This is a genomic window from Inquilinus sp. KBS0705 (assembly GCA_005938025.2).
Classification (GTDB): Bacteria; Bacteroidota; Bacteroidia; order Sphingobacteriales; family Sphingobacteriaceae; genus Mucilaginibacter.
The window spans coordinates 23,605-38,407 of record VCCI02000008.1 but is presented as its reverse complement, the minus strand read 5'-3'; the positions used below and the strand labels follow the sequence as shown (position 1 = coordinate 38,407).

Here is a 14,803-nt window from a genome sequence, read left to right as displayed (position 1 = left end):
ACCTTAGGGTTATGAATCCTACGCTCTAACCATCTGAGCTACCCCGCCGTATTTTAATTTAGAACAACCATTTAAGGACTGCCGTCCGTTGGCTAACGGATATGAATCCTACGCTCTAACCATCTGAGCTACCCCGCCGTATTTTATTTAGAACAATCATTTTAAGGACTGCCGTCCGTTGGCTAACGGATATGAATCCTACGCTCTAATTAGCTGAGCTACCCCGCCGTGTCTGTTCTGCCTTGTTTCGGATATATTTATACGGTTCCCGAAAAAGGTTTGCAAATATAGCAGAAATTCGTTTCCTTTAGAAAAAATGTTAACTTTTACACCTAATGGTTGCTAACGATTAAAACCCCTATGTCCGAGAAAAAGAAATTTACTATTGAGTACGAAATAAAATCCTCCCCACGGATACTGTATACTTTCTTAAACGAAGCCAACGGTTTAACTCAATGGTTTGCTGATGATGTTAGCGTGCGCGACCAGATATACACCTTTACCTGGGACGATGAAAAGCAAAATGCAAAACTTGTTGCTATTAAAGAAAATAAACTGGTTAGGTTTAAATGGATGGATGATGAGCCGCAATGCTATTTTGAAATGGAGATCATACAAGACGAGTTAACCAATGATGTGGCTTTAAGCATAACCGATTTTGCAACCGAAGAAACCATTGCCGAGCGTAAGCTGATATGGGATAACCAGATCGATTACCTGATAAGCACATTAGGCGCTTAACGGAGTTTAAATTTCCCTATTTTTGCATGCTGAATACCTGCCGCCGGTAAAACAATTTATCGTGCGCCCAGGCGTTTCATTTCGTAAAATACCGAACTGCCCCGAATGAAGAAAATACATTTGCTGTTACTAAAGTCATTTATAAGGCCTTTTATAGTTACCTTATTTATAGTGATGTTTGTATTGCTGATGCTTTTTCTGTTTAAATACATCGACGATTTAATAGGTAAAGGCTTTAAGTGGTACATTATATTAGAGTTGATGATGTACAATTCGGCTACAAACGTAGCTATGGCACTACCACTATCCGTGCTGCTATCATCCATCATGACCTATGGCAGCCTGGGCGAGAATTACGAACTGGTAGCCATTAAATCGGCCGGTATATCGTTGCGCCGCGCCATGTACCCTATGATGGTTGTAGTAAGCATATTAAGTGTGGCTGCGTTCCTCTTCTCAGATTACATGCTGCCGGTAGCTAACCTTAAATATTATTCGCTATTATACGATGCCCGTAAGCAAGGCTCGGCCGATCTGCTGCCCGAGAATGTTTTTAGCAACCGTTTTCCCGGTTATTCTATAAGGGTAAAAAGGAAAGACCCCGACGGCCAAACGCTACACGGTATAATGATATACAGGCGCGAGGGGCAGCTGCAAATAAACCAAACGGTTACGTTTGCAAAATCGGGCCTCATGTACCGTTCAAAAGACGACTTGTTTTTAATATTGAAGTTATACGATGGCGTGAGCTACGAAGAAAAGCCCGATGCCAATAACTACAACCAGCGCCAGCAACTGATACGCACCAGGTTTAAAGAAACGGAGCAGAAGTTTGACCTGTCGGACTTTAAGATGAAGCGAACCGATGAAAATGAGTTTAGGAATGCATCGATGATGATGAATCTGCGGCAGATCAAACATTATGTAGATTCGACAGGTAAAAACGTAGATAGTACCGTAGCGGCAAATTATAACCTGATAAAGCCCTACATCAAATACTTTTATACTGCCGAAAAATCAAAATTTAAAGCCCTGCCGGCCGACTCGGTAAAGTTAAAAACCCTGAATGAAAAGCTTAATGCCATTAACACAGCAGCAAGCGAGGTGCATCAGGTGCAGGAGATGTTAAAAAGCCGCAGCAATACCTATAAAGAAACCACTAAAAGCATACGCAGGTATATATTGGAGTACCAAAAAAAGTTTACAATGGGCGCGGCCTGTATTGTGCTGTTCTTAATTGGTGCACCCTTGGGGGCTATTATACGTAAAGGTGGTTTGGGGCTGCCTGTGGTAGTATCGGTAATTTTCTTTTTGATCTATTATATCATCGGTACCATTGGCGAAAAATCGGCCAAGGAGGGGAGCTTGTCGCCATTAATAGGCTCGTGGATAGCTATTGCGGTGCTGTTCCCGATAGGGATTTTCCTGTCGTATAAGGCCGCTACCGATTCGGTTTTGTTTGATATGGAATTGTATAAACGTTTCTTTAAAAAACTACGTTTTCGTAAGGCGGCTAAGCCTGTATAGTTTTACAAATTACCGACCATTAACATTAATTTATACTTTAAATTTGTTAAGCGCTTATGTGTATACCCTGCATAGGCCATTATTAAAATAAACAGGATGCTTAATACCATACCCGAAGCTATAGAAGCCATAAAAGCAGGCAAAACCATTATTGTTGTTGATGATGAAGACCGCGAAAATGAAGGCGATTTTTTAACTGCCGCCCGTAATGCCACGCCCGAGACCATTAATTTTATGGTACGCTACGGCCGTGGGTTGGTTTGTGCCCCAATTACGCTGCAACGCGCACACGAATTGGAGCTTGCGCCCATGGTTACCAATAACACCACATCGCACGAAACTAATTTTACTGTTTCGGTTGATTTGTTGGGTAATGGTTGTACTACCGGTATATCGGCAACCGACCGCTCAAAAACTACCCTGGCTTTAATTGATCCTGCTACAAAGCCCGAAGATCTGGGCAGGCCGGGGCACATCTTCCCACTTATTGCAAAAGATGGCGGCGTGTTACGCCGTTCGGGCCACACCGAAGCCGCTGTTGACTTATCTGTACTGGCAGGGTTTGAACCCGCCGGCGTGATATGCGAAATAATGAAGGAAGACGGCGATATGGCCCGCTTACCCGAGTTATTGGTAATGGCAAAAGAATTTGATCTGAAGATAGTTTCTATCAAAGACCTAATAGCATACCGCCTGAATACAGAATCATTGGTGCAGAAAGAGGTTTCTGTAAAGATGCCTACCGAGTGGGGCGATTTTGATATGATAGCCTATACTCAAAAAGATACAGGCGAAAACCATTTAGCCCTTGTAAAGGGCGAATGGGCACCAGATGAGCCTGTATTGGTACGCGTGCACAGCTCGTGCGTTACCGGCGATATATTCGGATCGTGCAGGTGCGATTGCGGCCCACAGTTGCATAAAGCCATGGAAATAATCAGCAAAGAGGGTAAAGGCGTTATAGTATACATGAACCAGGAGGGCCGGGGTATTGGCCTTATAAATAAGTTAAAAGCCTACCATTTGCAGGAGAGTGGTTTAGATACAGTTGAGGCCAATATTAAGCTTGGCTTTAAAATGGATCAGCGCGATTATGGTATTGGCGCGCAAATATTGCGCAGCCTGGGTATATCAAAAATGCGTTTGTTAACTAATAATCCTAAGAAGCGTGCGGGCCTAATTGGCTACGGGCTTGAGGTAGTAGAAAACCTGCCTATCGAAATTGCATCAAACCCACACAACGAGGCTTACCTGAAAACCAAACGCGATAAAATGGACCATGCCATTATGCGCGAACATTAATTAGCGATTCTTAGTTATTCTCGTCATCATCCGGTGGTACAACTGCCGGGGTATTTGTTGCGGCTGGTACCGGTAATGGGTTTACAGGTGCCCTGTTTCGCCTGCTTTGCCTGAATATATTGCGTATAAATTCGCCGAAGGTGTCAAAATCGCGCTGGTAAACCAGGCCCACACCATTTACATATTGCACACCCAATTGGTCGTTAATACTGTTTAGCGTGGTGCTGTTTAGTGCCCGGTACGAGTATTTAGCGGTTAAATTACCATCCTTACGTATCAGGTATTGCATCTCAAAATCCTTGGTAAGCCTGTTAAAATCGGTATTTAACAAACTGGTGCGGTTGTTAAAAAGGTCGCTGGTGCCGGTGTTTGAGTATAAGCTACCGTTAATGGTAAGCCTGTCATTTAAAAATCTGAAACCAAGGCTGGCATCATTAAATGAGCGTATGTTCAAATCGACGTTTTTAATATTGGATTGCGATATGAAGCTGTTTAACTTATTAAAGGCAAACTCGCTTACCGCCTCGCCAGCGGTACCCAGCACCTGGTTGGTTAAGTTGCTGCCCGTGCCCGATGCAAACGTACGCCTTACTATGATACTAAGGGCCTGCTGGCTTCGGTTGTTGTTATCGGCAAGGTAAGTGTTCAGGTCATCCTTAATAGAGGGGTCAACCGGGAAGTTAAAATCAAAATCGATAGTAGGCTGCAACAACGATTTGGTTAGTATCAGTTCGGCCTGTACCAATACTTGCTTTGGTTGCGGCGCCTGCAGGCCTGCGGCGGTGTATAGCGGCGCAATATCTGTACGCACCTCATATAGTGCCTTAAGGTTTATTTCGGCGTTAGAAGGGTTCCCTGTCCATCGTATGGTACCGCCCTCGTTCACCACAAAGTTTTTGCTGATAAAGTCTTTAGCTGTAAACTCAAACTTACCGCTGGTTATCAAAAAGTCGCCAAACATTTCAAAATCGCCCAGGCTGTTAATGTTCAATTTTAAGTTTTTAGCTTGCCCCGATCCCTCCAACACGCCATAATCAGTTGCTATTTTAACAATCGTTTTTTCGTCGGCGGTTAAATCAAAGTTTAGGGTAACACCATTAAAGGCCTTTACTTTTGGGGCCTCTTTTTTAGCAGTGTCATTATGGTCAACAAAGCGTATAAAGTCGTAATCAGATGCGGTAGAAGAGGTATTTAATGGGATGTTAAACACCGTACCCGCCTGGGTAGTAGCCTTTATATCGATCTTCATATTATCAACAGGGCCATTAAAACTAAAGGTACCTGTGCCAAAAGCCGTACCGTAGTAAATGTGGTTGTCTTTAAAGGTGGTATTCAGCGCCATTAAGTTATTGGCTTGCAGCACCACATTAATATCCGGGTTTGATAAGTTGGTTAGGTCAATTTTACCATCCACCGTGCCGGTGCCGCCTTTGTAGTCCTTCATTACCATTTTATCAACGGCAATAACACTTTTGTTTACGGTGAGCTTGTCATCAACCGTGTACGATGTTTTTAAATAATCAACCGTAACCCCGGTATTGTTCAGGGCCAGGTCACCGTTAAGTTCGGGGTTTGATGGTTTGCCTGTTAGTTTTAAATTGGCCGATACCGTTCCCTTTAAATTACTTACCAGGCCTTTTACAAAAGGTTCAAATATAATGGCCTCGGTATGGTCCATCTTTACATCAAAGTCCAGGTTGTCATCCGTTCCCTTACCAATGGCATAAATGCCGGCAATGTTCATGGTCTCTAAGCCTTTGTTGGTAATATTTAGTTTCACATCGGCCAGGCTGCGCTCGTTATCCAGTTTTGATACGATAGAAACATCGCCCACCAATGTTTTATTCATGGTAAGCGAGTCGATTGACAGGTTGGCATCAACGCCCGGTTTTTTTGTGATAGAGGTAAGTATAACATTGCCGTTTAAACTACCTTTAAGCAACACGCCCGATGCTTTGGTTAGCTGGTTAATGGTAGCCATGCTGAATTTTTCGAAAGCTATTTTAAGCTGATCTTCCGGTCTGTCGGATATAAAGCCGTTGATACGTACCTTTTGTTTGCCGTTTGATAATTCAAAGCCCGATATCTGGGTTTTGCCATCAAGCAACCTGATGCGTACCTGATCCTGTATTTTCCAGTTTTCGCGTTCTAATATAACGTCTGATGGCAGGATAGAAAGCTTAGCTGTTGTATCGCGGCCAAACTCTACCAGGCCGTAAAGGTCTAACTGGTTGGCAGCATCCTTATCAGATAATTTAACGTTGAAGTTTAAGCTGTCCTTTTTCAGGAAGTTGGTGATGTTGATGTTTTTAATATAAAGGCTGTCTGTAAGGTCAACGCGGTTTAGGGATACGTTTAGCCCCAGCATATCGTCGTCGGTGCTTTCGTCAATAATAAAATCGTGAAACACAATTTTGTTATAGGTAAAGGTTTTAATGTAACCGTTTAAGGTGGCTGTTTGCGTAGCCGAGTTAAACTTGCCGTTAAGCGTCCCCTGGTCGGGTATGCTAAGGCCGGGTAAAAACACGGCTAAAAATGGGTTTATATCTTTAAGCGTAAGGTTAAAATCAAAGTTTTGGGGCTTTGGCGCAACAATAGTTGTTTTTAACGATGGGATGTATTTTTTAACAATTGTTTTATAGTACGATGGCATGGTAGCCAGATCAAAGCTTCCTTTTATACTGCCGTCTGCAAGGTCGGATTTTAAGGCTATAGTGCGACTATCACCCTTGCCCTGCGCCGATACCGATACCGTATCAACCACATAGTTATTGCGGGGGTTAACTATTCGTAGTTGTGTAAGTAAAATAGTGCCGTCTAAATTTTCGAGGCTATTTCCGCTAAAATTGGTATTAAGGGTAGTATTAAATGTAATGGTATCTTTTAACAGCTTTAACTGGTTTAGGCGCGCGTTGTTAATGTTACCGGTAAAATTGTATACCGGTAGTTTAGGGTTTAAGTTAACGCTGCCGATGAGGTTAAGCTTCACATTTTTATCGTTAACCGTTAATTTGCCGGTTACTCTTTTGTTTTTAAATGTGCCGCCGGTTATCAGGTTACTGTAGTTGTAACCTTTAAAACCAATATAAGCTATACGGGCATCGCCTTTTACGTTTAGGTTATTTAAATCATCGCCGCTGCCCGATACATTTGCAGATAGGGTAGTTCGGCCTATGGTATTATCACCAATTAAAGTGCCCAGGTCAAAGGTTGAGGTAGCCACCTTGCCGCTGTAGCTGGGCAGGCCCGCCTTATTTATCTTCAAATTAATATCCGGATCAAAGCGGCCAAGTTTGGTTTTAAAAGTACCAAAGGCCACAAAATCGTTTTGCAAACCTGTAAACCTGCCGCTAAAGTTAATATTGCCAAACTTGCCAACAACATCGGGTACTTTTGCATTGGGTTTGCCGGTAAAGTGGCTATATAGGTAATCAAGGTCTTTTTTATTGGTAGCTATCTGCTCAAATTTTAATTCTAAAAAAGTATTTTCCCAATCGGGCAGGCCGGTTAGGTTAAAATCGCCTTTAACAAAGGTGCCCTGGGCGGCAGTTATGGTTAGGTTTTTGGCTTTTAAATTATTTACCAGCCCAGTTACGCGGCCGTTAAGGCCAAGCTCGAAAGTGCTTTTATCAAGCGATGTAGTAAAATAGGCGATATCTTTTGATGATAGATGTGAGTTTTTAAAATCACCATCCATTTTTACCTTGTTTTCAAAATCGTCAAAATCATCAAACGACTTAAACTTCATCCTGAAATAATTCTTAACATCAGAGTAAGCCGTTTTAATGTTAAGGTTTTGTATCAGTATCTGGTTGGTATCAATGGTGGTGTTGCCATTAAAGTTCTTTACAAAAAAGCCGCTTTTTTCTTTTAGCGTTAAGCCGCCGATACGTGCCTTAAACAAATGGTTCTTCAGGTCCATATTACGTATTATGGTGGTAAAGTGGCTCACATCAATATCGTCGAAGTTTACGCCCTTAACCAGCTGTGTACGCAGGCTGTTTTTGTAACGGAAGTGAAAGTTATTGACGGTTATTTTTTGAAAGGTAAGTGTCCAGGGCTGGCTTTTGGTTTTTGTGGTATCGCCCGAATTAAAGTAGTCTAATACAAACTGCAGGTTGGTGGTGCTGTCTTTTTGTTTTTTTAAATAGAACGAACCGTTATCTAACTGTATCGACTTAAAATCTATCTTCTTTTTTTTAATGCTGTTGAATATAGAAAAATTGCTAAGCTCAACAGTAAGTTTTGGGGTGCTCAGCAAGGTGTCTTGCTGTTTATCTAATATATACAAGCCCTCCAGCACAACTTCCGAAAACGGGCGTATATACAGGCTTTTTACATCAACAGTAGTGTGTAGTTCTTTTGATAAATAGGCGGTAGCTTTTTTTGCGGCCCATGTTTGTACCGGCTTGTACTGAAACAGCAAAAGTAGTACGCTGATGAGCAGCAAAATTATCAGAACGATGCTTAACGCTATTTTGAGTAGTTTTTTAATAACTTTGCCTATTAATATTACAGATTTGTTGAATTAGTGAGTTATTGACATTAACCTTATCGCTATACGCTTTAAAGCCTTAATAGTTTGGCTGATATCAATTTATTCTCTGTTCAATAGGTCTATAATTTCTAATCAATAATTTAATACTGTGCCTGTAATATTAGGAATCGAATCGTCGTGTGATGAAACATCCGCAGCAGTTTGTGTTGATGGCGAGATTTTGAGCAACGTTATTGCTAACCAAACCATACACGAAGCCTACGGAGGCGTTGTCCCTGAGCTTGCCTCAAGGGTTCATCAGCAGAATATTGTCCCTGCTGTACAACAAGCATTATTTAACGCAAAAGTAAACAAAAATGATATTGATGCGGTAGCTTTTACGCGCGGGCCTGGTCTTTTAGGTTCTTTATTAGTGGGGGTATCGTTTGCCAAGGCTTTTGCGCTGGCAAAAAACATCCCGCTTATTGATATTAACCACATGCAGGCCCATATATTGGCTCATTTTATCGGCCCAAATAAACCGGCGTTCCCTTTTATTTGCCTTACAGTTTCGGGCGGGCATACGCAAATTGTACTGGTGAAAAATTACTTTGACATGCAGGTTATTGGCCAAACGCTTGATGATGCCGCCGGCGAAGCAATGGATAAAACCAGTAAAATATTAGGTTTGCCCTACCCGGGCGGACCCTTGATAGATAAAAACGCCCGCAGTGGCAACCCTAATGCCTACAAATTCCCCGAGCCGCAGATACCCGGGTTTGATTTTAGCTTTAGCGGCTTAAAAACATCTATACTTTATTTTATACGCGATAACATTAAAGCCAACCCCGATTTTATTCAGCAAAACATGGCCGATATTTGCGCCTCGATAGAAATGCGCATTGCCACCATTTTGCTTAACAAGCTAAAGCGCGCCGCTGACGAATATGGTATTAAGGATATAGCGTTGGCAGGCGGAGTATCGGCCAATACCGGTTTGCGCGAGGGGCTTACCCGCTTAGGCCAGCAAAACGGCTGGAATGTGTTTATACCTAAGTTTGAATATTGCACCGATAATGCCGCCATGATAGCCATTGCCGGATACTATAAATTTTTAAAAGGCGAATTTGCAGGGCAAAATATTGCGCCGCTTGCACGTATGCCGATGTAATAATGTTGAATTGTTGATTTATTGAATGATTGATTGCCACTATCTATTAGTTCCCCTTTCACCAATTCGGTAATTCAGTAATTCAATAAATCAGTAATTAATATCTCCGTAATTCAATAATTAACTATGAATGTTCCTTCACTTATATTTTGGGCGGTTTTTGTACTGCCATTAGTTGCCTTTTTGGTTTGGGTAATGCGCCAGGATAAGCGCAAGGGCATAACCGGCCTGGTAGTATTGGCTATTATGGTGATAGGCTGTATAGTTTATATGTACTGGAAAACCGGCGGTAAATAAAAAAGCCCCCGGTTTGCACCAGGGGCCTTAGCTATTTATTTAATGGCCTATTTGTTGGCGGAATACTTTGGTTTTACCTACACCTGCGCCATTATAGCAAAATATGTAACCATAGTCGCCCGCAATATCGGCACCGCTAAGTGTGTAACCCGCGGGAATTTTAACCGGTTCAAAATTTACCCCACCGTCTGTTGATGTTGTTAAGGTTTTACCCCCGTAAAAAACTATAGGGCCAGCGGTTTTTACAAAATTTTGTGCATTTGCGCTAACCAGTGTCCAGGTATCGCCCTGGTCGGTTGATTTATATACCTTTTGGCCTGATGCTGACGAGTTAGAACTATTGTACATGCAGAACAAGGTATAACCCGATATGTGCAAGAAATCGCGGGTGCCGTTGTCATAAAAATAGCGCCCGGTGCTACCTTTTGTGGCGGCCCATGTTTTACCATGATCGGTTGATCGATATAATTTTTTCACCTTATCAGTCGCGTTGTTTTTTACATCAACAGCATACCAATATTTGCCATATTGGTCACTTACCATATAATCAAGGCCGGCTGCTGTAGGGGCAGCGGTAGATAACCATGTTTTACCTGCATCATACGATTCGTATAGGCGGGCGTTGGCCAATAAAAATATAGCACTATTGCCGGCTATAATACCTGTAAAGCCGCCTGCAACACCCGATACGCCACCTGGTGATAGCAATGTCCAGTTAGTGCCATTTTGTGTTTTGGCAATACCCTGGTTGCTGGTTACATAAAAGGTAGGGCCACCGGGTGTGGTTTCGTCCGCCGCAAGTAAGCGAATTTCCAGGCTACCCTTATCTTTAAATGGTAATTTGGCATATACATTGTCTACTTTACTGCCGTCGGCGCTGTAATACAGAAAATTAGATTTTAAAGCGCCGGCACACATAATACTTGTACCTGCGGTGGCTGTAATAACATGTTCCTGCATGGCGGCTGTAAATTCTGTATCGGTCCAATCCCCGTTGTCACTATTATCAACCGTAAATGTACCGGCAGTTACAGGGGCTCCGCTTACCACAACAATAGTTACTTTACCCGTTTTTGCACCTTTTGGCACAGCAACCTTTAGCTGCGTTGTAGTGGCAGAATTAACGGGCGCTATTACGCCGTTAAACCTTACAATATTGTCTGGCTTAGTGGTGCTAAAGTTTGTACCTGTAATAGTTACAACATCTCCTTCTTTACCTGATGACGGTGCTACGCTTTTGGCTGTAAATGGCAACAGGTAGGTAAATTTTGCCGGCAATTTCGACTCTTGAGCTTTTACTTTTAGGGTTACATTGCCGGTACTGCTTTTTGGCGCTATAACCTTTATGGCCGTAGTGGTGGCCGATATTACTACCGCCGTAACGCCATTAAATTTAACTACATCTTCCGATGCCTTGGCGCTAAAATTACCGCCTATTAAAGTTATTGTATCCCCCGGGCGGCCACGGTTGGGCTGCAGATTGAGAAGGCTGGGTACGGCTGATAGGGCCGGTGTTTTTAAAGGGCTTGCAATGGCAACATTGTCCGGAACGGTGGCCGCCTCTTTTGTGCACGATACTACAACCGCAATTAGCAGTATCAAAAAGCACACAAGCATAACCAAATTTTGTAAAGGTTTTTTCATGTTTATAATTATTAGGGCTTATAAGTAGTAAATATCTGTTATTTAGGTGATTAAATAAATAGTAGATAAGTGGTATTTTTTATGCGTACCAGTACGTACCATTTTAAAGCCACATTCTGTCAGCCACTTCCCGTTCGCGTTGAGTAAATAATTGCAAGATATTATGGTAGTATCCGCAAATGCAGGGCACAAAAAAAGCCTCCCCGGTTAAGGAAGGCTTTTTTGTATTTGATAGGAGTAAAACTTATACTTCGGCTAAGCTATCGCCGGTAACAGTTTCTTTTATTTTTATTTCCAGTTCTTCGGCTAATTCGGGGTTATCCAAAATTAGTTGTTTAACCGCGTCGCGGCCCTGGCCAAGGCGGGTTTCGCCGTAGCTAAACCACGATCCCGCCTTTTTAATGATGTTGTATTCAACACCCAGGTCAATTATTTCACCTGCTTTTGATATACCCTCGCCAAACATAATGTCGAACTCGGCTATACGGAACGGCGGCGCAACTTTGTTTTTAACTATCTTCACCTTAACGCGATTACCGGATACTTCGTCGGTATCTTTAATTTGCGATATACGGCGTACATCTAAACGTACCGAAGCATAAAATTTTAAAGCGTTACCACCGGTAGTAGTCTCGGGGTTACCAAACATCACACCTATTTTATCGCGCAGTTGGTTAATAAATATGCAGCAGCATCCGGTTTTGCTAATGGTACCGGTTAGTTTACGCAATGCCTGCGACATTAAGCGGGCATGTAAACCCATCTTAGAATCGCCCATTTCGCCTTCTATCTCGGCTTTTGGTACCAATGCGGCAACAGAGTCGATAACTAAAATATCTATAGCACCTGAGCGGATCAGGTTATCGGCAATTTCTAAAGCTTGCTCGCCGTTATCCGGCTGAGATATCAAAAGGTTCTCTACATCTACGCCCAATTTTTTGGCATAAAAACGATCGAACGCGTGCTCAGCATCAATAAAAGCAGCAATGCCGCCTTTCTTTTGCGACTCGGCAATGGCGTGTATGGCCAGCGTGGTTTTACCTGATGATTCGGGCCCGTATATTTCTATTACCCTGCCTTTTGGCAAACCGCCTACACCTAAGGCAATATCCAACCCTAAAGATCCGGTTGATATTACTTCGGTAGGTTCAATGGCAGTGTCACCCATTTTCATGATAGTGCCTTTTCCGTATGATTTTTCCAGCTTATCCAGGGTAAGCTGCAGGGCTTTTAATTTATCTGTATTGCTCATCTCAATTTTTTGTGAAACAAATATAAAATATAATTTATTAAATTACTAATATTTTTAGTAATTTATTTTAGTGTTTTTTGCAGCTTATTTAGCGCAAGCTGCGCGGCAATCATTAACAAGCCTGTCGCCTGCCTGTATGTTAATGATTGCTACGCCGTTGCTTGCAGTAGTACTTTATAATGGTTGAATTTACTTAACCTTAAAATAGCAATCAATTATTATTATCAACACTTCGCTTGGCCAGTTCCTTACTTATCTTGTTAAGTGTCTTTTTCTTTTTGGCTTCTTTGGCCTTTTTTATTTTGGCGGCCTCGGCTTTTAGCAGGGCGGTTTCGGTATTGTGCTGCTGGTAGTATTTGCAAAACCAGGTTAGGGGGCATATATGGCATTTTGGTGTACGGGCAACGCAAATATACCTGCCATGTAATATCAGCCAATGGTGGGCAATGTGCAAGGTTTCTTTAGGCAGGTACTCAACCAGTTGTTTTTCGACAGCCAGGGGGGTGCGGGCATTGGTGGTTAAGCCAATACGGTTTGCCACCCTAAATACATGCGTATCAACCGCTATGGCAGCAGTTTCAAATACCACCGAGGCTATTACATTGGCGGTTTTGCGGCCAACGCCGGGTAATTTTTGCAGGTCATCTATACCCCTTGGTATTTCGCCGTTAAAAACCTCCATCAGCATTTTGCCCATGCCGGCCAAATGTTTGGCCTTGTTGTTAGGGTAACTCACACTGCGTATGTACGGAAAAATCTCATCAGAACTTGATGCCGCAAGCGAAGCCGCATCGGGGAAGCGCTCAAAAAGGGCGGGGGTTATTTGGTTAATGCGTTTATCGGTGCATTGCGCCGATAGTATAACCGCTACCAATAACTGGTAGGGGTTGTTATAATGCAGCTCGGTAACCGCGTCGGGCTGGTTTTTTGAAAAGTACTCTACAAAATGGCGGTAACGTTCGGTTTTTAGCATTTTTATTAGGGTGGTTCAATAGTTCATTAGTTCAATTGTTCATTGGTATTGCTCCGCCGGATCATTGAGCCACAAAATTATCAAACTATTCACCAATGAACGAATGAACCGGTGAGCCAATGAACTATTACAAAATAGAAAGGTTCATAGATCAGTCGGCAGATATGTGCTATCTAACCGGCAACCTATGAACCAGTGCTTTTGCTTAGTACTAATTAGCGTTGGCTTTTTGAGTAATCTAAGATGTAATGAATGGTTTGCAGTTTTGGCTTTTTCTTTAAAAGATCCAAATCAGCACGCAGCGAGTGATAAAATATCATATCGTCTGCTTCCAGATTTTCATGTACCTCTGCCTCTTTCACCCGAGCTTTATTAGTGACCGCATTAAAATTTGAAGTAAAGGTTTCACCCATAAGCTATGTTATTTTTTTAATATAAAAATAACGATACTTTTTTGGGATTATTTCATACAACATGAAATTTAAATGAAATTATTTTCACTTATTTTTCATGTTAGCACACAATGCAAAGATAGCTAAGTCATTGTGTTTCAACGACACATTTGTTTGGTGTGGCAAAAACATAAAAAAGGGCCAAAAATAAATTCAATAAAAATCTAATTAGCCCAAATTATGTGTTAACCGGTTAAAAAACCTTACAACAACTTTAACAAATCAACCTAATTTTTCAAGCTCAATTCTTTGCTTTGCATCATTTTACGCAGGTTGTTAAGCGCATAGCGCATACGGCCCAGGGCGGTGTTAATGCTTACATCGGTAACATCGGCAATTTCTTTAAAGCTCATGTCGCCAAAGTGGCGCATTATCAATACTTCTTTTTGCTCGGATGGTAAAAGCTGTATAAGCGATTTAAGGTCTTTGTGGGTTTGCTCGCGCACCAGGCGGTCTTCGGCGCTTTCATCGTAATTGCCTAAAACCTCAAATATGTCGAAGTCGTCGCCGTTGCTTACCATAGGGGCGCGTTTTTCGCGTCGGAAATGGTCTATCACCAGGTTATGGCCAATACGGGTTACCCATGGTAAAAACTTGCCTTCCTCGTTGTATTTGCCGGCTTTTAAGGTATTAATAACCTTAATAAAGGTATCCTGAAAAATATCTTCGGCAAGGGCTTCGTCTTTAACGAGCAAATAAATAGATGTGTAAATTTTAGATTGATATCTTCTGATCAACTCAACCAGCCCGGCCTCATCGCCGGCGATATACAGATGGATTAGATCCTGATCACTTTTCAATTGAAAATCCATAGAAAGCTACTAATAAACTAAATTAAGATTTAATGCGTTATTAAAGTAGAGTTCTATCGATAGTGTATCCTTTTTAGGGTTAAGAAAATGTTACCCTCAAATATAATAATCTTAAAAATAAAAACAAATATTTTTTAGAAGGGTATGTTACGTTT

At 42.0% G+C, this 14,803-nt stretch carries 10 protein-coding genes; 4 read left to right on the top strand and 6 right to left on the bottom strand.

Features of this window, described 5'->3' with window-relative positions; genetic code table 11:
- The first annotated feature begins 360 nt into the window (after window positions 1–360).
- From FFF34_019615 to FFF34_019605, 3 genes are all read left to right on the top strand, one after another.
- Window positions 361–741, top strand: coding sequence for a hypothetical protein (locus FFF34_019615; protein TSD62168.1), 381 nt, complete (start codon window positions 361–363; stop codon window positions 739–741).
- Between the two features lie 105 nt (window positions 742–846).
- Window positions 847–2,268, top strand: coding sequence for a YjgP/YjgQ family permease (locus tag FFF34_019610; GenBank protein TSD62167.1), 1,422 nt, complete (start codon window positions 847–849; stop codon window positions 2,266–2,268).
- 87 nt (window positions 2,269–2,355) lie between these two features.
- Entirely contained in the window at window positions 2,356–3,570 is a 1,215-nt protein-coding gene (locus FFF34_019605; protein TSD62166.1) for a bifunctional 3,4-dihydroxy-2-butanone-4-phosphate synthase/GTP cyclohydrolase II, read from the top strand.
- 10 nt (window positions 3,571–3,580) lie between these two features.
- On the opposite strand, the gene FFF34_019600 is transcribed toward FFF34_019605, so the two are convergent.
- Window positions 3,581–8,020, bottom strand: a complete 4,440-nt coding sequence (locus FFF34_019600) for a translocation/assembly module TamB (protein ID TSD62165.1) — start codon at window positions 8,018–8,020, stop codon at window positions 3,581–3,583.
- A gap of 196 nt (window positions 8,021–8,216) precedes the next feature.
- Between FFF34_019600 and tsaD the strand changes: the two genes are divergently transcribed.
- Window positions 8,217–9,218, top strand: coding sequence for a tRNA (adenosine(37)-N6)-threonylcarbamoyltransferase complex transferase subunit TsaD (gene tsaD, locus FFF34_019595; protein TSD62164.1), 1,002 nt, complete (start codon window positions 8,217–8,219; stop codon window positions 9,216–9,218).
- A 336-nt stretch (window positions 9,219–9,554) separates the two neighbouring features.
- Here tsaD and FFF34_019590 read toward each other — a convergent pair whose 3' ends face one another.
- From FFF34_019590 to FFF34_019570, 5 genes are all read right to left on the bottom strand, one after another.
- Window positions 9,555–11,159 (bottom strand): hypothetical protein, encoded by a 1,605-nt coding sequence (locus tag FFF34_019590; GenBank protein TSD62163.1) that lies wholly within the window; start codon window positions 11,157–11,159, stop codon window positions 9,555–9,557.
- 244 nt (window positions 11,160–11,403) lie between these two features.
- Window positions 11,404–12,411 (bottom strand): recombinase RecA, encoded by a 1,008-nt coding sequence (gene recA / locus FFF34_019585; GenBank protein ID TSD62162.1) that lies wholly within the window; start codon window positions 12,409–12,411, stop codon window positions 11,404–11,406.
- Window positions 12,412–12,622: 211 nt separating this feature from the next.
- A complete protein-coding gene (nth, locus tag FFF34_019580) occupies window positions 12,623–13,384 on the bottom strand; it encodes an endonuclease III (protein TSD62161.1) in 762 nt (253 codons plus the stop codon).
- A 215-nt stretch (window positions 13,385–13,599) separates the two neighbouring features.
- Window positions 13,600–13,797, bottom strand: coding sequence for a hypothetical protein (locus tag FFF34_019575; GenBank protein ID TSD62160.1), 198 nt, complete (start codon window positions 13,795–13,797; stop codon window positions 13,600–13,602).
- A gap of 266 nt (window positions 13,798–14,063) precedes the next feature.
- The gene (locus tag FFF34_019570) at window positions 14,064–14,648 is read right to left on the bottom strand and encodes a sigma-70 family RNA polymerase sigma factor (GenBank protein ID TSD62159.1); all 585 of its coding nucleotides are present in this window, start codon (window positions 14,646–14,648) and stop codon (window positions 14,064–14,066) included.
- Window positions 14,649–14,803 lie beyond the last annotated feature (155 nt).